Below are 18,349 nucleotides of genomic sequence, written 5' to 3' on the forward strand. Positions count from 1 at the left end.
TCAGACGAGCGCCGGCCATGCATCGCGCCGAGCAGGTCAAGGGCGTGAGCGGCCAGGGCTCGCCCGCTGGTTTGAACCGGTGACCATCGAACTGTCGAAATCCTGCTCACCGGCTGCGTCGCGGTCGTGACCGGCGGGGGAGAGGGCATCGGCCGCGGTATTGCGGAAGGTCTCGTTCGGCGCATCGGTGGCCATCGAGGAACGAAACGCCGACACGTGTGCGTCTGTCCGAAAGCCGTTGGCGCAGTGGGCTTCAAGACCGATGTGGGCGACGGCGACCAGGTCGACGGCGGGGTGTTCGGCTCGCCGCTGTTGGACACCACCGAGAACGGCTGGGACGCGCTCCGTGCCGCCCCGGGGACGCGGCCTACGCGACCGCCAAGGCCCCGTCATCGACTACACCAAGACGGCCGCTCTGGAGTTGCCGCCACACAACATCCGGCTGAACGTGCTCGCCCCTGACCTCACCATGGCCGAGGGACTGCTGCGCATTTCGCCGGATGGTCTACGCAGAACGCCGGCCACTTGATTCCGATGGGCCGGCCCCGTCATGTCGACGAGATGGCAGGCGCGGCAGCGTTTTCCATGCGTCGGAGATGTCGAGCTGTATCACCGGCCAGACGATCCACGTCGACGGCGGAACGCAGGCCGCGAGTGGTTGGTGCTACAACCGCAGAGGGGCGGACTACCACTGGGCCCCGGTTGATCAATGCCGCCACCCCTCGGCGTTCTGATCGTCGAAGGTGCGGTCGATGCGTTCGAACCTGCGCCGGATCGATTCCCGCGACGCGCGGTGAGGCAGGACGTAGAGCCGGTTCGCCAGGATCGCCTCGGCGGTCAACCGCGCCACATCCACTACGTCGAGCACGGAGTCGTCGGTGGGCGCGGAGGCCAACTGCTGAACATTTTCGGCCGCCGACGGCGTCGCTCGGGCGTAGTCCGCGCATCTGACGCGTTCGGTATTGGCGAGCAGGTCGGTCTCGACGATCATCGGGCACAGCACCGTTACCCCGATGCCGTTGGGCCGTGCCTCCCTGGCCAGCGTCTCGGCGAGCGCGACGACGCCGTACTTCGCCACGCAGTACGGTCCGAGGCCCACGTTCGGGATCAGCCCGGCGAACGACGAGGTGAACACCATGTGGCTGTCGCCCTGCTGCGGGATCAGGCGCGGCAGGAACGCCTCCACGCCGTGGATCGGGCCCCACAGGTCGACGTCGATGACGAAGCGCCAGTCGTCGTGGCTGGTCGCCGCGATCGGACCGGCGTAGGCGATGCCCGCGTTGTTGAAGACCACGTGCACCTCACCGAACACGCGAAACGCCTCATCGGCCAAGTGACTGACCTCGTCGAGCCTGCGCACGTCGCAGACAAAGCCGTTCGCGTCGAAACCCTCGGTGCGCAGCGTCGCGACCGCGGTGTCGAGCGCGTTCTCATCGATGTCACCGAGCATGAGGCGGGCACCGCGCCGGGCGAACTCCCGTGCCGTCGCGAGCCCTATGCCGTTGGCGCCGCCGGTGATGACTGCGGCGCGTCCGTCGAAACCATCCACATCCCGAACACTACGGCTTGTCCGGGCCGGGCCCGCCGAGCGTTCGCACAGATCGCACCCTATGGATCGGTCAGCAAGTCGGGCCATGAAGGGTGCTAGAACTGCAGTGCTTGCTGCGCGCCGTGTTCGTGCAGTCGGCGACGAGCCAGTCGTCGTTGATGTCGTCGGGACTACCCCGCCGACCGCCGGTAGCCTCCTTGAGGCCGCGGGTGGGGGCGAACGAGGGGCCGATGTCGCCGTCTCAAATTGTGGTTGTCATCGCCCGCGATGAGCAGGATCTCCCCGGCGACGTCAGCGGTGGTCGCCGCGGCGAAGGCCCACGCCCCGTCGCGGACATCCACGCTGTACATCTTCACCGTCGGCGGGTAGCGCGTTCTCGAAGGCGTCGGCTTTGAACGGGGCATGGCCTTCGGATCGAAGCGCTGGGGGCAGGTCGCCAAGTGGGATCCCGGGTTCACTCGGCAGATCAAGAACTAGGAAGGGTCGGTCACCAAGCGCTACTTCCGCGCAGACGTACACGATCTGGATTCGATGCCCGCCACTGGCGTCACTCGATGTTGGCCTTGATCAACTCGACAATGGCGCCACGGGCCGAGCTGAAGGTTTCATGGTCGACCAACACGTTGTTCACGTCCATGAGCGGCTCAGCGCGCAGAGGTGGTGACACGCCGCGGTTCTGACGGGCGGTGATGGTGAGGCCCGCGAAGGACCGCCCATCGTGGTGGCGCGTCACCTCGTAGTGAATGGGCTCGTCGGCCCGGCCTTCCTTGGCGACACCGCGTGCTGGGATGTGACCCGCCTTGTCCGGCCGTGGCTCCTTGGACATGTGAAGGCACGCAGCAGATGGGACCAGAGGTCAGGGACCAACCTTGTGAAGACGACGTTCTACGCGACGAGAACGAAATTCTCGGTCTAGTCGGTGGCGAAACCGTGAGAGCAGAAGTCCCAGATTTCATCTGGGGTAATGGGCTGGTCCGCGACTCCGTCGTCGGATTCGCCGCTCGACTGTGCGACGCACATCACGGTCTGCATGGTCATCACGGCCATTCGCGTCGGGTTGATTTCTGGACGCAATTGGCCTGCTGCGCGGGCGCTTTCCATCAGCTCTGTGAGCAGCGCCAGCAACGGTGCGTGGGCGGTTTTAACCTCGGACGGATGCGACACCAGCAACTGCGGCGCGAAATCCGTGAACAGGGGCCGCCGCGCGGTGGGGTCCGGCCGGGACGACTCGAACAGTAGCTGGATGGCCACCTTCAAGCGCTCGAGCGGATCATCCTGGCTCGACGTCGCGGCGCGGATCTGTTCGGCCGAGCGGCTCAGAGCATCTTCGAACAGGGCGAGCAGCAGCTCATGCTTACCATCAAACTGCAGGTAGAAGCTTCGTAAAGACTGGCGCGAGCGGTCGACGACCTGTTGCACGGTGAAGTCCGTGCTGCCCTTCTCGATGATGATCGCCTCGGCGGCGTCCAGGAATCGCTGCACCCGCTGCGCCGCCCGGAGCTTCGCCGTCTTGATCGATCGCTCGACCGCGCGCTGCTTCCAGGCTGGTTCGTCGCTCGGACTGGTCACCTGGCGGTCAAATCGGGCTGATTAGGGAGAACATGAACTGACTGTATCGGAGGACGCCTTGCCATTGCGGTCCTCGACCCGCTCGCGGCCGACGTGTCAGAGAGCAAAACTTTCTCACCAAGAGAACTAACTCTCATTCTGAACATCCGCAGTCTTAGGTGCGTCGGTATCATTTCCGTGTCGCTGATCTCGTTCGGCACGCCCCCGCAGCAGCGGCGGTAAGCGGTACTCAATACTGCGGGCGGAGATGACCGCGTGGATGCGTTCTCGGATTGCGGCGCTCTTGCCCAGGCATCACGGCGAGTGCCTGATCGGTCGTCGTCCACTGGTCCGCCAGCCGCGTGGCACACGCACGGCGCGCCTGCCCTCGTTCGTGAGAATTAGGTTCTGATACATCGCCAATGGGTTTCGCAATTCCTCGCGGATCGTCAATCCCGACGGTCAGGTTCGCTGGTTGGAGCGATCACGGCCGGGACCGCGACGGTACCCGCTGGCCCGAGGGCGACGGACATTGATTCTCTATTTGAGGAAGACGGTTTCTTAACCGAGAACATCACGGCCAACTGCACGTGGTGGCGATCGGATAGTCCATCAGGTAGCCCGATCCGGATCAGGTCTTAGAGCCCAGTGACTTCGAGATGATCACCATCATCACCTCGCTGGGTGCTCGCGTAGGGCCGGGCCACGCGCGCATCGGTGGCCCACTGGTCGGCCAGCCCGGTCGCGATCGGGTCGCTGTCGAACGGCCCGGGCCGCGTCCCCTGGTCCAGCGGCGACCAGCCGTCGACGAACCCCATCAGGTTATACGGCGTGCCCGGCACGGAGGCGTCCGGGCACGCCCCGACCGCCTTGGTGTGCGGCACCTCGGTGCCGTCGAGCGCCTCGATGATCCGCCACTCGCGCGATGCCCTTGTCGCAGTCGGGCGGAGCTTCGGGCGGTGGCATCCGGAGCACGCAGACCCTTCGCCACGGCGGATCTGGTAGATCACATTCTGGTGCCGGCGGACAGGAAGCTCCTGCAGCCGTTCGCCTTCCTGGGCAGCACTGCGCTGTCGATCCATTCGGCAACCTGCGCAAGCGTCGATTTCACTCACAGGTTGCCCACTTCGTGTTCCAGGTAGTCGGCGTATTTCGCGCGCGCGGCTTCGCGCTTGCGCGGTGTCCACTCGGTGGGCCAGGTATCGTCGGTGGGCCGGTAGTCGCGCAACACCTGTTTGGCCACCGTCGTCTTGTGTACCTCGGTCGGACCGTCGGCCAGCCCCATCACCGCCGCACCGGTCACCATCCCCATGAACGGCATCTCGTTGGTGACACCGAGGGCACCGTGTACCTGCATTGCCCGCCAGGCGATGTCGTGCAGAACCGTGGGCATGACGACCTTGACTGCGGCGATGTCCTTTCGGACCTTTTTGTAGTTGTTGTACTTGTCGATCTCCCACGCGGTGTAGAGCACCATCAGCCGGAACTGGACTAGCTGCGCATACGAATCAGCGATGTAACCCTGCACGAACTGTTTCTCCGACAGTCGGCTGCCCTGTGTCTCGCGGCTCAGCGCGCGTTCACACATCATGTCGAGGGCCTTACGCGACAGCCCAATCGTGCGCATCGCGTGGTGGATCCGCCCACCGCCGAGCCGGGTCTGGGCGATGACGAACGCCTGTCCCTCGCCGCCCAGCACGGCATCGGACGGCACCCGCACGTTGTCGTAGTGGATGAGCGCGTGCGACCCCTCGCCTTCGCGCTCACCGTGCAGCCCGATGTTGCGGACGATGTTCACGCCTGGCGTGTCAGTCGGGACCAGGAACATCGACATGCCCTGGTAGGCGCTGACGTCCGGGTTGGTCACCACCATCACGATCAGGAACGACGCAGTCTTGGCATTGGAGGAGAAGAACTTCCAGCCGTTGATCACCCAGTCGTCGCCGTCGCGCACCGCCTGCGTCTTGAACAGGGTGGGGTCCGCGCCGGCGTGCGGTTCGGTCATCGAGTAGCTGGAGAACAGTTCACCGGTGAGCAGCGGCTGCAGGTAGCGCTCCTTCTGTTCCTCAGTGCCGAAGTGGGCGATGATCTCCGCATTTCCGGTGTCCGGCGCCTGGCAACCGAACACGATGGGGGCCCACTGCGAGCGCCCGAGGATCTCGTTGAGCAGCGCGAGCTTGAGCTGTCCGTAGCCCTGGCCGCCCAACTCGGGACCGAGGTGGGTCGCCCACAAGCCCCGCCGGCGCACTTCGTCCTTGAGCGGGTCGACCGCCTGACGGCGCTTGCCGTCCAGCGGCACGAACTGCTGATGCGGAAACGCGAGGTCGAGCGGCTCGACTTCGTCCCGGACGAACTCGTCCGCCCAGTCTAGAATTCTCTGGTACTCGGGGTCGGTCTCGAAATCCCATGCCATTGAAGGTCTCCTCTCGGTTGAACGTGGTGATGACCTTGTCGGCCGCGCCGGGGGTGGAGGTGATCCGCAGGGTCTCGCCGACATCGTCGAAGAGGATCGGGTGGCTGATGATCACCCCGTATTTCTCCCACTTCACGATCAGATCTTCGGTGACTTCGAAGATCTCGTCGCGGTAGCCCATCGATCCGACGATGGTGATCTCATTGCTCATGATGTTGACGAAATGGACTGGCACGGATTCGTTGTGCACGGCGACCACCCCAAGCCGGACGCCTGGCATGGCTGCTGCCAGCGCAGTGTTGATCACCGCGGGCGCACCCGCGGCGTCGAAATAGATGTCGGTGCCCGCCTTGCCGGGAAACATCGAGTCGCGCGCGCCGCGTCGTTCGAGCAGACGTTGCATGACGTCCTCGTCGGCGGAGTTGACCATCGTCGCGCCGAGTCCGATCGGGCCTGCGCCGAACACGACGACCTTGTCGGTGGCTCTGGGGCACAGCGATTTACCCCGTGGCGGAGGACGGCCACCGGCTCGTTGAGCGCGGCGACGTCGAACGGTATGTGCTCGGGCGCGACTTCCAGGCGCATCTTGACGAGTACGTCCGAAGGCCCGGCCGTCGGCACCGGGACGTCGACGACGGTCGCCTCACCCGGTGCGGTCACCATCGCGACCCTCAACGGGCCGGCTCCTGGTTGTAGCCGGCGATCAAGGCCGCGATGTCGCGCGTGACGACGTCGGCGAACGATCGGTCGCCGAAACTGCCCCCGGCCCAGTGCCGCACTCCCTCCCTGACGTGCATCTGCGCCAGGAGGGACAGATGTCCGATGTCGATGTGCGCGGCCAGCTTGCCGTCGGTCTGCGCCCTGGCGAGGAGTTCGCCGAACATGTCGGCGTCGGATCGGTCCGACTCGTCTCCGGCCAGGATCCGGTGTTCATGACGGTAGCCCTCGAGGATCGTTTCGATGATCAGTTCGCGAGGATTGCGCGCCATCGACCGCTCCAGGCTGCGCAACGCTCGGGCGATCACGGCCTCCACCTCGTACTCGGTGCCCAACAGTGCGTGCACCGTTTTCTGCGCGGCCCTGGTGGACAGCAGGCCGACCTCGAAGAGCACGTCTTCTTTGGCCGGGAAATAGAAGTAGAACAGCGCCCGCGAGACTCCGGCCGCCCGGCAGATGTCGGCGACCGTCGTCTTGGCGTAGCCCTTGGTCCGCCACAGCGCCATCGCGGCCTGAACCAGACCGCGCTTGGTCTCGTGCGATCGCGCCCGCTGAAAGGATGCCCGACGCTGACCACCGTCAACTACCATGCCATCGGCATATTCGGCACAGCCGGACTGTAACAGCAATTTGGCCCGTGTATATAGTTGACGTCTGTCTAACTATGACGAATGAGTTCTCCACCGCAGGCCAGGCGCATTCTCGTCACTATCGGACTCCGCCATCCAAGCGAGCTGGCGTCACGTGGCTGCAGTGCGATGTGCGGGAGTCGGCCGCCGTCGATGTGAGGTCGGCGAATCCGCGCAGGCCCCCGGGCGATCTCCGCGGTGTTCCCCTCATCCAGTAGACCGCTGAGCCGGTCCGCGCGTGGCCGTTCCTCGTCCGAGCTGACCATCAGGCCGATACGCATGCGAACCCACTAGGGCACATAGCCATCCCACTCGTACGGTGCGACCGGGTGGAAGGGTGCGGCCAGCAGGGGTCCGGTGAGTTCGATCGGCGGTGCCGGTTTCTCGCAGCAGGTAGACGCCCCGCCTGGGCCATCAGGGTGCAAGACGTCGGCGCCGATCTTGACGCGCGGCGCGGACGCCTTGCCCTGCACGGCTTAGACGCCGCGCTGGAGGCGGCAGCAGCGGCAGCATGCGGTCCGCGTCGCCCAGCGCTGATGAGAGTTGGAGGAAACCCGTCAGCCCGCTCTGGTCGGTGAAGAAGTAGGTCACGACGTGGTCGATCGCATCGAGACGCTCATCGCTGTGCGCCCTCACGGCCCGGCAGGCGGGCGTCGACACCAGTCTCAGGGAGGCGCTCACGCCAGCCAGCCGATGCTGTTCGGGACGGTGGTCGAGGGTGTGCCAGGGCAGGTATTCGGCATCACGCCCTTCGGGGTGGCGTCGCGCCATGGAGACGAACAGCGTGCCGATCTCGCCGCGTCCGACGGCGAGCATGCCATCGACCTCGTCGGACGGCTTTCGCGGCAATGTCATTCAGCGACCTCGATTTCGGGGTGACGGGCGGCGACCATTCGGCGGAAACCCTCTCGCCAAGGCACTTTCGTGCGGCCGAGCACCTCGTACATTCGGATTACGTCCGGCCACTACGGGTGTGGGCGTCGGATGTGAATTCGAAGCCGGGCTTGACGCCGACGAGACCGCCATGTAGGTGCAGTAATCCTCGACGCTGACGGTCTCACTGCCCGCCCAGTTCACCACCACCGGCGGGATGTCGGCGATCTCCATCGCCCGGATGCCGAGCTCGACGTAATCGTCTGCGTAGATCGAGTGGTAATTGTTCGGCTTGTCCGAGTGAAGTCCTATCGGCTTACGCACCAATATCGCCTCGAGGCGGTCGGCCGGTGCACCGCCTTCGGGCCCATATGTGGAGCAGATCCGGATGATCGTCAGTGGAATCCGGTACCGCTTGGCGATCCAGGTGCACACCGACTCCGTCGCGATCTTGGAGACGCTGTAGTTGGGCCGTAGCGGCACCACTCGTGGGTCGGTTTCGCGCAGCGGACGCCGGCCCTGGTAGGCGTAGATCGAACCGGTCGAGCAGAAGACGAAGCCCTTGGCGGTGCGGCAGTGGTGGAGCAGTTCGCCCGAGTTGTGCGCGTTCGTCTCGACGCATCGTGTCCAGTCATCGGTGCCGGCATCTACCGCCGCATGCAAGACGTAGCTGAAATCGTCTGGCAGCGTGGAGAAGTCGGGTGCGGTCATGTCGAGCGCCACGGGTATGATTTCGGCGTCCGTGAGCTTGTCCCGGTCTGCCGCAGCCTTCAGGTGGCCTGCCCGCACGCTGACTTGTCGGCGCTGCCCTGACTCCCGGGTATTACTCAACCGATTGACAGGCCGTGGATGTACGCGAACCGGTTACCTCGGCGTTAAGTGGTCGACCACGCGAATTTCCGCGTCACCTAGGTGCTCGACGCCCACGGAAGCCGGAATGTGGCCTCCGGCCACGGAAGCCGGAATGTGGCCTCCGGCCACGGAAATGGACTTGCTGTCGGTGAAGCCGTCGATGCCCTCGCGCCCAACTCGCGTCCGTATCCGCTGGCTTTGACACCCCGAAGGTGCGAACGGGTCCATCGTGTAGTCCTGTTTGACGCCGAACGTGCCGGGGCGAACGCGCACGGCGACCTCGAGGCCGCGATCGGTGTCGGCGGTGTACACCGACCCGGTCAGGCCGTAGTCGTAATCGTTGGCGATGCGGACCGCGTCGTCTTCGTCCTCGTAGGCAATGACCGTCAGCACGGGATCAAAGTTCTCCTCGCGGGCGATGCGCATCGAATTGTCGGCGTCGGCGAACAACGTGGGTCGGACATACCAGCCCGGTCCGGGCCGTCGGGCATCGCAGTGCCGCCGACGACGAGGCGGGCCCGCTCCGTCTGGCCCGTCTCGATGTTGCCGCGCATCCGCGCCTGCTGGCGTTGCGCGACGACCGGACCGACCTGGGTGACGTCCTCCGTCGGATCCCCGACCGCTATCGACGTCATCTCGGTGGCCAGTGCGTCGGTGAAGTCGCCGGCGCGATGGGCCGGAACGAGGATGCGGGTCAGGGCGTTGCAGATCTGACCACTGTTGGACAGGCTGGCCGATCGGACGCCGATGGCGACGGTGCCGGGATCGGCGTCGTCGAGGATGATCGTGGCTGATTTGCCGCCCAGTTCGAGGCTGACCCGGCGCGGGTCGCCGGCGCATGCCGCGGCGACGGCCTTGCCCGCGGCTGTCGAACCGGTGAAGGACACCTTGCCCACACCCGGGTGACTCACCAGATATTCGCCGACCGCCGCATCGCCGGGCAGCACGCTCACCACACCTCGGGCAATGCCGACTCCGCGATCATCTCCGCGAGGAGCAGTGCATTCAGCGGTGATTCCGGTGCGGGTATGAAACCACCGTGCAGCCGGCCAGTAGTGCGGGAATGCTTCGTGACGATGAGGAACTGCGGCATGTTCCACGGCACGATGGCCGCGGCGACGCCGACCGGCTCGCGACGGATGTGCACATCGGAGCCGTACAGCCCCGGCCTCGCCTCGCGCCAGGGATAGGCCTCGGCCAGATCGCAGAACGCCTTCATCATGATGTACGGCAGCGCGACCTGCGCCCGCTGCGCGAAGCTGATCGGGGCACCGATCTCGGATGTGATGACCTCGGCCATCTCCGAACGTCGTTCGCCGTACACCTTCCGCCAGCCTGCGTACAACCTCGATGCGCTCGGCCGGCTCGATTCGCGGCCACGGTCCGGTGTCGAATGCGACCCGGGCGGACTGCACGGCCGCGTCGACATCGGCAGGTCCGGCGGCGGCAACCTGCGTCACCGGCGTTTCGGTATGCGGGGAAATGATCTCGATGCGCTGGTCAGTGCTCGCTTTCGACCACCGGCCACCAATGAACAGTTCGTCCCGGCACAAGCCAGCATCCCCTTCCCCGCACTAGAGTATCAACTACTTGTGATTACCCGTCGAAGCATATACCGTCGGCGTTGCAGGCTCCTGCGGAATGGGTGAAAAAGCAATGGTGCGTTGCTGATTGCCAAAGAGTGGACAGGAGAAGCCGATGCCCCGTTTCCCCAAACCGCCCGACGGCAGCTGGACGGAGCACTATCCGCAGCTGGGAACGGGTCTTCATGCGCGCCTGGCTGAATGTCGGCCGCATTGAACAACTTCCCCGAAAAGGCAGTTACTTCACAAAGGAGATAAAGGCGGCCAATACGTCGATCATCATCGTGCGAAACGCCGCGGGGGAGGTCAAGGCTTATCACAACACCTGTCGGCATCGCGGAAACAATCTGGTTTAGAACGATATGCCGCTGGAGGAAACCAGCGGCGTCTGTCGGCAGTTCACCTGCAAATACCATGCCTGGCGCTACGACCTCGACGGCAACCTGACGTTCGTGCAGCAGGAGGAAGAGTTCTTCGATGACAAGAGCCGTTACGGCCTGGTGAGCGCGCACTGCGACGTTTGGCAGGGATTCATCTTCGTCAACTTCGCGAGCAACGCTGAACCACCCGAGCAGACGCTTCGCGATTTCCTCGGCCCAATGATCACCGGGCTCGAGGGATACCCGTTCTCCGAAATGACCTCGCGGTTCTACTATCGCTCCGCGGTCAAGGCCAATTGGAAGCCCTCCATGGACGCCTTCCAGGAGTTCTACCACGCACCCGTCCTGTACGCGAACCAGTCGCCGTCCAAGTATTCAAAAGCCGCGGCGGAGGCCGGATTCGAGGCTCCCCACTACCGCATCGACGGCCCGCACCGGCTGGTCAGCACATCGGGTATCCGGGCGTGGGAAATGGACGCCGAGATACGCAAGCCTAACGAGGACATCTGCCAGAGTGGGCTGTTCGGGCCATGGGACAAACCCGATCTGGGAGACATGCCGCCGGGACTCAACCCAGCGAAATGTGATCCCTGGGGCCTGCATTCGTTCCAGCTGTTCCCGAATTTCGTCATCCTGGTCTGGGGTCAGGGCTGGTACCTGACCCACCACTACTGGCCGACGTCGTATAACTCGCACCTCTTCGAGGGCACGCTGTACTTCCCAAAGCCGCGCACGCCGCGGGAGCGCATCGCGCAAGAACTGGCCGCGCTCTCGTTCAAGGAGTACGGCCTGCAGGACGCCAACACCAACACCTTGGAGGCCACCCAAACCATGGTCGAATCACAGGTCGTCGACAAATTCCTGCCCTGCGACCAGGAGGTTGAGGGCTGGCATGTCGGACCGCGAATCGTTCCGGTGGGGCACGCGGTCAGGCCCTACGGTGGGCACCTCGGCCCCACGGTGTTCCATCGGCTCGCGCCCGGCATCATGCCGCTGTCGGTGGCCGAGGGGATCGCCAACGGTGTCGACGATGTGCGGGCATGTGTGCGTTATCAGATTCGGCACGGCGCCAGGCTGATCAAGGTTTCCGCCTCAGGTGGCGTGATGCCACACAGCACTGCGCCGGGTGCCCAGCAGTACTCCGATGAGGAGTTCGCTGCGATCGCCGACGAGGCCCATGGGCGGGCGTGCGCGTGGCGGCGCACGCCGTCGGGGACAGCGCCATCCGGGCGTGCATCTGGGCCGGCATCGACCGCATCGAGCACGTCTCCTCGCAACCGACGACACATTGCGATGATGGTCGACCATGGCACCTTCCTCGTGTCAACGACGTACCTCACCGAGGCGATGGCCGTCGGCACATGGCGCCCGAGGCGATCGCCGCGGGATGCGCATCGCATGCGGCACCGATGCCCCGGCGATTCCACACGGACAGAACGCCAAAGAACTGTGCGCTCTGGTGGACAGGGGCATGACGCCCATGCAGGCGATCCGGGCCGCAACGGTCGTCAGTGCGGAGCTGAGCGAGGTCGACAACGAACTCGGGCGCCTTGCACCGGGATATCTCGCGGACGTCATCGCGGTACCGGGCGATCCGTCGTGCGATATCGCCACCACGCTCGACGTGCGGTTCGTCATGAAAAATGGTGCGCTCTACAAGAACTAGCGGCGCGGTGACGCCGACGGGAGGAGCTGGCATGGAACAGAGAGACAACATTCTCTGGTTGCTCAAGCAGGCGTGGTACTTCTCGCTGACGACGGTGAACGACGCGGTGAGTGAGCACGGTGTCAGCACCGCACAGATCGGCATGTTGCGTCAACTGGCCACCGAGCCGGGCCTGTCCGGCGCGGATCTGGCGCGCCGGTTGCTCATCAGCCCACAGGGCGTGCAGCTGGCCCTGAAGGAGCTCGAGCGCCGTGGCCTGGTGGAGCGCAAACAGGATCCGCAACACGGCCGGATCCTGCAGGCCTTTCTCACCGCCCAGGGGCGCAAGGTGGCCGAGGCGGTGGTCAGCGACGCGATCGCCGCGCACGACCAGGTTTTCGGAGTGCTCAACAGCCTCGAGCAGGAAACGCTGCGCGACCTGCTCGGCCGGGTCATCGAACAGGGCACCGGGCACCCATTGCACACCGACCACATCGGGCCTGAGTAGTAAGCCCGTGATACCAATGACAGGTACTTGATAATATGGATTCTGATGAGTGACGACGCCGAAAAAGATGTCGCCGTCATTGAGGCCGAAGAGGTCGTCATCGAACTTGACGGCCGGACCACGATCGCGACCTATCGGGCCGGCAACACCCTGCTGCAGACGGCGCGGTTAGCTGGCCTGCAACCCCCGTATTCGTGTCAACCGGGTCCTGCGGAACGTGTATCGCACGCGTCATCCAGGGCGGCGCCCGGATGCTGAACAACGACGCACTCGAAGATGGCAAGGTGGCCGAGGGCTGGGTGCTCACCTGCCAGGCGCTGCCGACCAGTCGCACCGTTCGGGTGATCTACGAGTAGAAAGCTGAAGGGGACTGGATGGCAGAGTCATGACCTAGTCCGCGTGGACGAAGACCGCTGCCGCGGCCACGGCATGTGCCTGACGCTGTGTTTAGACGTGTTCACCATGACCGACGACGACTACGCCATCGCCCACCCGTCGGAGGTCCCTGCCGGCCTCGAAGGCGCGGCCAAAGACGCGATCGACAACTGGCCTGAACAACCGATTGTCGACATCCACTGACAATCAGGGAGTTCGGATGCCGAAGGGCTACATCATCCTCACCGAGAATATCAAGGACCCGGCCGGGATGGCGGAATACGGCAACGTGGCGAGCCAGGCGATGGCCGGCGCGACGCTGCTGTCATTCGACCAGAAGCCCGAGGTGCTCGAGGGGAGTGGCACGGCAGCCAGACTGTTTTGCTGGAATTCGAGTCGGTCGACGCGACGCGCGAGTGGTATCACTCGGAGGTGTATCAGAAGGCCGCCAAGCTGCGCCAGGCGGCAGCCGACTCTAACGGTGTCATCGTCTCCGGCCTGTGACGGCCGGTTCCTGGCCCGCGGCGGCACGGCCCCTGGAACCTGAACTGGCGCAGTCTATTTCGTGTCCAGGCACGACTTTCCCGGACAACGGAAACTCGCACCGGCATCGCCGTATGATAGCGATATGCCACCAGCTTCCCGCACCCGCCGCGCGGGCGGTTCGCGCCGGAGCGCGGTTCTCGACGCGGTGGTGGAGGTACTCGCCGAACGAGGGTACGAGAACACCCGGTTCACCGATGTGGCGGCGGCCAGCGGAGTGGCGATCAGCACGCTGCAGAATTACTTCGGGTCCCGCGAGGACATGCTCATCGAGGCCATGCGGCAGGCGACCGACCGCGAGCTGCTCGCGCTGGAGGCCGTCGCGGACGCCGAGAGCGATCCATGGAATCGGCTTGTGGCACTGATCAACCGGAACCTCAACATGCCGGCGCGCACGCTCGCGTTGATGATCGAGTTCTGGCGCTCCGGCATCCGCGACGCGGAGTTGCGGGACTACGGGGAGGAGAACTGGCGACGCTACGGCGAGTCCTTTGTCAGGACCGTGGTGGACGGCCGCAAAGCCGGTGTTTTCGCGGGCGCCTCCGATCCCGAGGATGTCGTCAACCTGCTGCTCGCCTCGCTCGCTGGGGCGATGGTTCCCCGGGTGCTGCACTTCGCGACACCGTCCGCGGACCGCTTCCGCGACGGCCTGTTGCGGCAGGCGGCTGCCATGCTCGGGCACACCGAAAAGCAGCCCAGGACGCGGCCGAAGAAGGCTAGCCGCTAGATTCCGCGATGGCCGAGGCAGAGAGCTGTGTCACTTAATTGGAGTCTCAAATGCTAATTACGCTACGTTGGCTTCATGCAGTTGACCCGCTTCACCGATCTCGGGCTTCGAGTTGTCATGCTGCTGGCGACAATTGGTGACGACGAGGCGCCCTCGACCCGGCAACTGGCCGATGAGCTCAACGTCTCCTACCACCACGCAACCAAGGTGACAGCGCGCCTTGCCGAACTCGCGGTGGTCAGCACCCGGCGCGGGCGGGGTGGCGGCCTGGCGATCACCGAGCTGGGTCGCAGCGCCACCGTCGGCTGGCTGGCCCGTCGGCTGGAAGGCCCCGGCGAGGTGATCCAGTGCGAGGGCGAAGCGCCGTGCCCGCTCCGCCGCAACTGCAGGCTGCGCGCCCAGCTTCGCCGGGCGCAGGAGGCCTTCTTCGCAGTCCTCGACGAACTGACCCTAGCGGAACTGGCCGAACCACCAACCCGTGCGGTACTGCTCACGCTGCATCCGTCACTGCACAGGGCCGTCTAGTTGTCGTCAGCGTCACCCAAACAGAGGAGCACCCCCGTGTTGTCACCCGAGTCCATGAACATCGTCCGGGCAACGCTGCCCGCGGTGGGCGCCGCGATCGGCGAGATCACCGAGCTGTTCTACCGGAAGATGTTTGCGGCCCATCCCGAACTGGAACGCGACCTTTTCAACCGGGGAAACCAGAAGCAGGGCGGGCAGCAGAAGGCGCTGGCCGACGCATTCGCGAATTTCGCCGGTCTGCAACTCGAACCCGACGCCGACAAGGTCCGCGCCGTGTTGACCCGGATCGCGAACAAGCATGCCTCGCTGGGGATTACCGCCGATCAATACCGAATCGTGCACAAGTATCTTTTCCAAGCCATCGTCACAGTGCTCGGCGATGCGGCGACCCCTGACGTCGCCGGTGCCTGGGACGAGCTGTTCTGGCTGATGGCCGACACGCTGGTCTCGCTGGAAGCGGATTTGTACCGGTCGGCCGGTATCGCACCGGGAGACGTGTGGCGGACAGTCAAGATACGCCGGCGCGCTTTGCAGTCCGCCGATACCGTCAGCTTTGTAATGACGTCGCTCGACGGTACGCCGCTACCGGAATTCGCACCGGGCCAATACGTTTCGGTGGCTGTGCGGCTACCCGACGGCGCACGTCAGATCCGGCAGTACAGCCTTACCGGTGCCCCTTCACACGACGACTGGCGTATCAGCGTCAAGCTGGTCACCAAGTCGACGGCGCCCGACGGCACCGATATCGACGCCGGCGAGGTGTCGAACTTTCTGTATCACAATGTCTTCGAGGGAGACACCTTGGAGGTGACGCATCCCTTCGGGGATGTCGTGCTCTCCGAGGGACAGGAGCCGCTGCTCCTCGTGTCAGCAGGCATCGGATGCACACCGATCATCGGCATGCTCAATCATCTGGCGGAGACATCGAGTGCCCGTAGCGTCGCCGTGCTGCACGCCGATCGGTCGGCTGCCGGGCACGCGCACCGGGCCGAGCTGATCGAATTGGCCGAACGGCTGCCGCACGCACGGGTGCACCGCTGGTACGAGGACCTCGGTGACCGGCAGCCAGGCGGCGGCGTCCGACTCGGACGCGTCGATCTCGACGCGTTGCCGATCGAGCCCGGCACACGCGCCTACCTATGTGGCCCGTTACCGTTCATGACCGCCGTCCGCGACGCGCTGATCGCGCGGGACGTACCGAGGGAGAACATCCACTACGAAGTGTTCGGCCCGGACACCGGCAGCCGTCAGCCGGTATAGCGAAGCCGGCGCGCTGTCTATTGAGGGGTCAGCGTGCATCGACTTGTCCTGCAGGCACCGGGTGAAGTTACGCGGAGATCGGCCGCGCAGAAATTCGGTACGAGAACCGGTGTCACGGTGGTGTCGCCGAACCGCTCCGGATCCAGGCGCTCGAAAGCCCAGCGCGCGGTTCCTCGTCGACGCGCGCACCGTGGCCGGGCAGGTCTACGGCGACACCGTCATGGCAGAGTCGTCGAAGCTCGTCGATCGTCTGTTCCCAGCACCACGCGGGCGCGGAAACCGCCGTGGACGAAGACGAAGCGCATCTAGGCGGACGTCACTCGTCGCGGATCGCGATGGCCTGACGGGGGCGCTCCCGCACCGCCACTTTGATCTGCTGCTCGTTGTCCGGCGTCACCTCGTCAGACAACACATGCAGGAAAACCTCGTCGTCGAGATAGAACACCTCGGGGATGATGCCCATGACGAAAAGCCTGGCGGCCGAATTGTACGACGACGGCATCGCCGTCAACGCCGTGGCACCCTCGAATCCCGTCGCGACACCGGGCGCCGGCACGCTCGATCTGGCCAAGACCGACACCGAAGACATCGAACTCATCACCCAGACCGCGTTGCTGCTGCGCACCGCCGACCCGAAGTCATCGACCGGCCGCATCGCGCACACGCAGGCGTTCTCCTCCGCGAAGTCGGTTGGCCGGCTTGAGGAGTGCGGTTCACCCGGGGATCTTGGCCTCAATCTTGTCCGCGATATCCGTCGCCTTCGTGCTGGCGGACGACTGCTGCGGCTGACATGCCTGGATGTCCAGGATGAGGTTGTCCGCGACCGCAAGCGAACGTTGACAGGACCGGGTCTGATCACCCGTGCCGCGGGTGTAGGGCATCGCGAGCCCGGTGTCGGTCTTGGTCAGGTCGCCGCTGAACCAGGCCGGCAACGGCTGATCGTTGAGCCGGATGTTGACGTGATGATTGGTGCACTTCGACCATCGGTCGGCCGACGCCGTGAAGAATGCCCGCGCGTCATCGGCGGTGTGGTAGGAGACGACGGACTGCACGACGAGGGTGTCCCACCGATCCGCATCGGGAGTTCGAAGTAATTGCTGCCGAACGCTTTTCCAATGACTGTCGCCGTAGATCGGGGATTCGTTGACCTGCCAGACACCGAGACAGTTGAGATTGGGCAGCAGATTACGGTGATCGCCCATTTGGGCGACGGGCTTGTGCGGTGAGATCCCGCTGGTCCCCATCACGGCGTCGATGTCGGCGGTGCTCAGCAGCAGACCGTCGAGTGCGGAGTCTGGGACGAGTTTCGGTGGCGGCGAAGCGTCCGTGGCGCCGCCTCGTGCGCACCCGACGAGCAGGAGGCCGGCCGCGAGCGCCGCGATGACACACCTCTTCACGAGGCTCCTTCTACTAAGGGAGATTGCTAGGCGTGCGTCCCCGCGGCCGCGCAGGCCTCTTGAACCGAAGTCGCTTGGTTGTTCATCTCGGTGGCGGTGCTGTTAAGGCTGTCGCCGGGAATGCGAAGTCCCATCTTGACGAGCAGCTTGGTCGCGCCGAGGGACCAGGTTCGCATCGGATCGGCGATATCGGGCGCCAGACCGGGAGTGTTCGAGGCGTCCATCGCCACGCCGGCCGCCTGCCGCAGCGCCGTCCTGCCGACCGCGTTGCTGTCGTTGACCGCCGGGTCGTTGTAGTCCGAGCCCTCGAACGAGTCGGCGAAGTCTCCGTAGTAGGTCGACGCACCGTCGAGCACCTGGGCAAACTGACCGCAGGCCGACACCGCCGCGGGATCGGCGTTGTCCGAGGCCTCCGCCGGGGCCACCTGCACCTGCACCGGGCCGGGCATCGAAGGGTCGGACGGGTCGGATGTGATGTCGTCGGCCGACGCCGTCGCGGCCGGGGCCACTGTGATAGCGAAGGTGACCAGGGACGCGGCCACGGCGCGTCCGCAAACATGGGTCGATTTCAACGTGTCCTCCAATGGTCGATCCCGCAGGCTCAGCTTGGCGCTGGATCGCCGCCGGCAGCCTGTCGCACCGGCCAACCGAAACCCACGTCGACGAGACCCTCCAGTCGCGAGGGCACCAACTGGAACCACGGTCGATGGGTCAGGTGTCCGGGTAGTGAACCACCACCCAACAAGCGATTTCCAATCGCCGTCCATTGGCCGCCGCGGATCTGTGAGATCACTGTGTACACAATGGAATTCGCTGTGAGAAAAG

The 18,349-nt window shown here is 64.9% G+C and carries 13 protein-coding genes and 13 pseudogenes; 11 read left to right on the top strand and 15 right to left on the bottom strand.

Annotated elements, in window-relative coordinates:
* The first annotated feature begins 99 nt into the window (after positions 1 to 99).
* Positions 100 to 734, top strand: a pseudogene (locus ACVWWN_RS15875) (SDR family oxidoreductase).
* Here ACVWWN_RS15875 and ACVWWN_RS15880 read toward each other — a convergent pair.
* From ACVWWN_RS15880 to ACVWWN_RS15930, 11 genes and pseudogenes are all read right to left on the bottom strand, one after another.
* The gene (locus ACVWWN_RS15880) at positions 707 to 1,549 is read right to left on the bottom strand and encodes an SDR family NAD(P)-dependent oxidoreductase (RefSeq protein ID WP_457144746.1); all 843 of its coding nucleotides are present in this window, start codon (positions 1,547 to 1,549) and stop codon (positions 707 to 709) included. The pseudogene ACVWWN_RS15875 and the gene ACVWWN_RS15880 overlap by 28 nt on opposite strands.
* A 547-nt stretch (positions 1,550 to 2,096) precedes the next feature.
* The gene (locus ACVWWN_RS15885; RefSeq protein ID WP_457149481.1) at positions 2,097 to 2,375 is read right to left on the bottom strand and encodes a hypothetical protein; all 279 of its coding nucleotides are present in this window, start codon (positions 2,373 to 2,375) and stop codon (positions 2,097 to 2,099) included.
* An 86-nt stretch (positions 2,376 to 2,461) separates the two neighbouring features.
* Complete coding sequence (locus ACVWWN_RS15890) at positions 2,462 to 3,118, bottom strand: TetR/AcrR family transcriptional regulator (protein WP_457144747.1); 657 nt, start codon at positions 3,116 to 3,118, stop codon at positions 2,462 to 2,464.
* A 698-nt stretch (positions 3,119 to 3,816) separates the two neighbouring features.
* Positions 3,817 to 4,212: pseudogene (locus ACVWWN_RS15895) on the bottom strand (acyl-CoA dehydrogenase); the annotation flags it as partial.
* Positions 4,209 to 5,510, bottom strand: a complete 1,302-nt coding sequence (locus tag ACVWWN_RS15900; RefSeq protein WP_457144748.1) for an acyl-CoA dehydrogenase family protein — start codon at positions 5,508 to 5,510, stop codon at positions 4,209 to 4,211. The pseudogene ACVWWN_RS15895 and the gene ACVWWN_RS15900, both read right to left, overlap by 4 nt.
* A gap of 19 nt (positions 5,511 to 5,529) precedes the next feature.
* Positions 5,530 to 6,089 (bottom strand): annotated as a pseudogene (locus ACVWWN_RS15905) (zinc-binding dehydrogenase); the annotation flags it as partial.
* Between the two features lie 92 nt (positions 6,090 to 6,181).
* A complete protein-coding gene (locus ACVWWN_RS15910) occupies positions 6,182 to 6,817 on the bottom strand; it encodes a TetR/AcrR family transcriptional regulator (RefSeq protein ID WP_457144749.1) in 636 nt (211 codons plus the stop codon).
* Positions 6,818 to 7,146: 329 nt separating this feature from the next.
* Positions 7,147 to 7,711 (bottom strand): annotated as a pseudogene (locus tag ACVWWN_RS15915) (hypothetical protein).
* Positions 7,708 to 8,503 (bottom strand): annotated as a pseudogene (locus ACVWWN_RS15920) (NAD-dependent epimerase/dehydratase family protein); the annotation flags it as partial. The pseudogenes ACVWWN_RS15915 and ACVWWN_RS15920, both read right to left, overlap by 4 nt.
* A 90-nt stretch (positions 8,504 to 8,593) precedes the next feature.
* A pseudogene (locus ACVWWN_RS15925) lies at positions 8,594 to 9,881 on the bottom strand (aldehyde dehydrogenase family protein).
* 73 nt (positions 9,882 to 9,954) lie between these two features.
* Positions 9,955 to 10,041 (bottom strand): annotated as a pseudogene (locus ACVWWN_RS15930) (hypothetical protein); the annotation flags it as partial.
* A 238-nt stretch (positions 10,042 to 10,279) separates the two neighbouring features.
* Here ACVWWN_RS15930 and ACVWWN_RS15935 point away from each other — a divergent pair.
* The 9 genes and pseudogenes from ACVWWN_RS15935 to ACVWWN_RS15975 all read left to right on the top strand — a co-directional run.
* Positions 10,280 to 11,426: pseudogene (locus ACVWWN_RS15935) on the top strand (SRPBCC family protein); the annotation flags it as partial.
* Positions 11,427 to 12,210 (top strand): annotated as a pseudogene (locus ACVWWN_RS15940) (amidohydrolase family protein); the annotation flags it as partial.
* 31 nt (positions 12,211 to 12,241) lie between these two features.
* Positions 12,242 to 12,697: a MarR family winged helix-turn-helix transcriptional regulator gene (locus ACVWWN_RS15945; protein WP_457144750.1), complete on the top strand. Its 456-nt coding sequence runs from the start codon at positions 12,242 to 12,244 to the stop codon at positions 12,695 to 12,697.
* An 87-nt stretch (positions 12,698 to 12,784) separates the two neighbouring features.
* A pseudogene (locus ACVWWN_RS15950) lies at positions 12,785 to 13,053 on the top strand (2Fe-2S iron-sulfur cluster-binding protein); the annotation flags it as partial.
* A 43-nt stretch (positions 13,054 to 13,096) separates the two neighbouring features.
* Positions 13,097 to 13,276 (top strand): ferredoxin, encoded by a 180-nt coding sequence (locus ACVWWN_RS15955; RefSeq protein WP_457144751.1) that lies wholly within the window; start codon positions 13,097 to 13,099, stop codon positions 13,274 to 13,276.
* 16 nt (positions 13,277 to 13,292) lie between these two features.
* Positions 13,293 to 13,576 (top strand): annotated as a pseudogene (locus ACVWWN_RS15960) (DUF1330 domain-containing protein).
* 124 nt (positions 13,577 to 13,700) lie between these two features.
* On the top strand, positions 13,701 to 14,342 hold the full coding sequence (locus ACVWWN_RS15965) for a TetR/AcrR family transcriptional regulator (protein WP_457144752.1): 642 nt from the start codon (positions 13,701 to 13,703) through the stop codon (positions 14,340 to 14,342).
* Between the two features lie 75 nt (positions 14,343 to 14,417).
* Complete coding sequence (locus ACVWWN_RS15970) at positions 14,418 to 14,867, top strand: RrF2 family transcriptional regulator (protein ID WP_457144753.1); 450 nt, start codon at positions 14,418 to 14,420, stop codon at positions 14,865 to 14,867.
* Positions 14,868 to 14,903: 36 nt separating this feature from the next.
* Positions 14,904 to 16,127 carry a globin domain-containing protein gene (locus ACVWWN_RS15975; RefSeq protein WP_457144754.1) on the top strand — a complete coding sequence of 408 codons (1,224 nt, stop codon included), beginning with the start codon at positions 14,904 to 14,906 and terminating at the stop codon, positions 16,125 to 16,127.
* A gap of 36 nt (positions 16,128 to 16,163) precedes the next feature.
* On the opposite strand, the pseudogene ACVWWN_RS15980 reads toward ACVWWN_RS15975, so the two are convergent.
* Positions 16,164 to 16,432 (bottom strand): annotated as a pseudogene (locus ACVWWN_RS15980) (alpha/beta fold hydrolase); the annotation flags it as partial.
* A gap of 11 nt (positions 16,433 to 16,443) precedes the next feature.
* A complete protein-coding gene (locus tag ACVWWN_RS15985) occupies positions 16,444 to 16,629 on the bottom strand; it encodes a ferredoxin (RefSeq protein WP_457144755.1) in 186 nt (61 codons plus the stop codon).
* Here ACVWWN_RS15985 and ACVWWN_RS15990 point away from each other — a divergent pair.
* Positions 16,589 to 16,830, top strand: a pseudogene (locus ACVWWN_RS15990) (oxidoreductase); the annotation flags it as partial. The gene ACVWWN_RS15985 and the pseudogene ACVWWN_RS15990 overlap by 41 nt on opposite strands.
* A gap of 10 nt (positions 16,831 to 16,840) precedes the next feature.
* Here the strand turns inward: ACVWWN_RS15990 and ACVWWN_RS15995 are convergent.
* Positions 16,841 to 17,524 (bottom strand): sensor domain-containing protein, encoded by a 684-nt coding sequence (locus ACVWWN_RS15995; protein ID WP_457144756.1) that lies wholly within the window; start codon positions 17,522 to 17,524, stop codon positions 16,841 to 16,843.
* A 26-nt stretch (positions 17,525 to 17,550) separates the two neighbouring features.
* Positions 17,551 to 18,066, bottom strand: a complete 516-nt coding sequence (locus tag ACVWWN_RS16000; RefSeq protein WP_457144757.1) for a hypothetical protein — start codon at positions 18,064 to 18,066, stop codon at positions 17,551 to 17,553.
* Between the last annotated feature and the right edge of the window lie 283 nt (positions 18,067 to 18,349).

The organism is Mycobacterium sp. URHB0021 (genome assembly GCF_054057895.1).

Excerpts from the sequence above, each read along its gene's own strand:
- ACVWWN_RS15900 (WP_457144748.1), bottom strand. The coding sequence starts at position 5,510 with ATGGCATGGGATTTCGAGACCGACCCCGAGTACCAGAGAATTCTAGAC.
- ACVWWN_RS15965 (WP_457144752.1), top strand. The coding sequence starts at position 13,701 with ATGCCACCAGCTTCCCGCACCCGCCGCGCGGGCGGTTCGCGCCGGAGC.
- ACVWWN_RS15985 (WP_457144755.1), bottom strand. The coding sequence starts at position 16,629 with ATGCCGTCGTCGTACAATTCGGCCGCCAGGCTTTTCGTCATGGGCATC.
- ACVWWN_RS15970 (WP_457144753.1), top strand. The coding sequence starts at position 14,418 with ATGCAGTTGACCCGCTTCACCGATCTCGGGCTTCGAGTTGTCATGCTG.
- ACVWWN_RS15885 (WP_457149481.1), bottom strand. The coding sequence starts at position 2,375 with ATGTCCAAGGAGCCACGGCCGGACAAGGCGGGTCACATCCCAGCACGC.
- ACVWWN_RS15945 (WP_457144750.1), top strand. The coding sequence starts at position 12,242 with ATGGAACAGAGAGACAACATTCTCTGGTTGCTCAAGCAGGCGTGGTAC.
- ACVWWN_RS15910 (WP_457144749.1), bottom strand. The coding sequence starts at position 6,817 with ATGGTAGTTGACGGTGGTCAGCGTCGGGCATCCTTTCAGCGGGCGCGA.